This is a genomic window from Oleiphilus sp. HI0061, from assembly GCF_001635675.1.
This window is the reverse complement of record NZ_LWFE01001290.1, coordinates 1-1,416: the sequence shown is the minus strand read 5'-3', so window position 1 is coordinate 1,416 and position 1,416 is coordinate 1. Positions and strand designations below refer to the sequence as shown.

The following is a 1,416-nucleotide window of genomic DNA, read 5'->3' as shown; positions in this document are numbered from 1 at the left end:
GCTATTACGGCACCAAAACACTCATTGAAGAATACGTTGAAGAAGTTTGCGATTGCCTTTCCTATCTTTGCGATAGGCAAACCTCTGATATGCCATCAAATAAAAAGTTAGATTTTTTTAAAGATGTACTTTTATCCTTCGGTCGCCCCGCATTATTGCTAAGTGGCGGCGCTTCCTTAGGAGTCTTCCATATCGGTGTTGTAAAGGCCCTGTGGGAGCATGGCTTATTGCCAGATGTCGTAACTGGCTCAAGCGCCGGTTCTATCATTGCTGCCGCCTTAGGGACGCATACCGATGACGAACTACCTTCCTTGTTTGACCCTAATACCCATAATATGAAAGCCTGGAAGTGGATGGGCCTATTGAATGGTATTAAAGGCAAAGGCTTTATGGATCAGCGTCAGCTGCAAGACTATATTCGTAGTTATGTAGGTGAATACACGATGCAAGAGGCCTACGAGAAGACGGGGCGGAGTATTAATATCACTGTTTCGCCTGTCCAGGCTCATCAAAAGGCTAGATTATTGTCAGGTTACACATCTCCATACATGCTAACGTGGAGTGCATCGTTAGCGTCTTGCGCAGTTCCAGGAATTTTCCCCCCGGTTAAACTGCTTAAGAAAGATGAACATGGACACAACGTACCGTATATGCCCCGCTTACGCTGGGTTGATGGCAGCATGGTTAGCGACTTGCCAATCGAGCGCCTAATGCACCTCTACGATGTTAATTATTCTATCGTAAGTCAAACCAATCCTCATGTAGTGCCTTTGCTGGAACGAACAAAAGGGCTGTCTAGTAATCGTTTCTTAAAATTACCCCTAGCGCTTGTTAAAGCCGAAGCAAAATTTCATGGCCAGGCAGTGAGTGACTATATAAGAACTCATACCAAATCTGAGATGCTTCGACAAGTTTCTGGTCATGCTTATTCTATGATGTCTCAGAATTATTATGGCGACGTCACTGTTGCTCCAAATTACAAGCTTGGGCACTATATGAAGCTGCTTAGCAATCCCGATACGAAATTCATGAAGGAGTTAATGCTTCAGGGTGAGCGCGCGACATGGCCTAAATTAGCGATGATTCGTACACATTCCAAAATAAGCAAGACACTCGAGAGCTGCATTTCCCGCTTAAAGACTGATGTTAGAACGCATCGTGGGAGCCTTAGTTTAATTGATGATCATAAGGCAATCCGTTAGCGAGTGTAAGGACTTGCTTTTGGCGAGCCCTGTCTTTAAGCTTTGCGTTTGCTACCAAGCTAAACTTCGCAACTACGCTAAGCTGACGTCATGTATCAGGACTTTTTTGGTCTTAAAGAACTACCTTTTTCTATAGCGCCTGATCCCAGGTATCTATATATGAGTGAACGTCATAGAGAGGCGCTTGCTCATCTTTTATATGGTGTATCCGGGC

The 1,416-nt window shown here is 44.5% G+C and carries 1 protein-coding gene; it reads left to right on the top strand.

Going from position 1 to position 1,416, the window contains the following annotated elements; genetic code table 11:
• On the top strand, window positions 1-1,202 hold a 1,202-nt coding region (locus tag A3735_RS20400; RefSeq protein WP_082885947.1), incomplete at its 5' end, for a DUF3336 domain-containing protein.
• Between the last annotated feature and the right edge of the window lie 214 nt (window positions 1,203-1,416).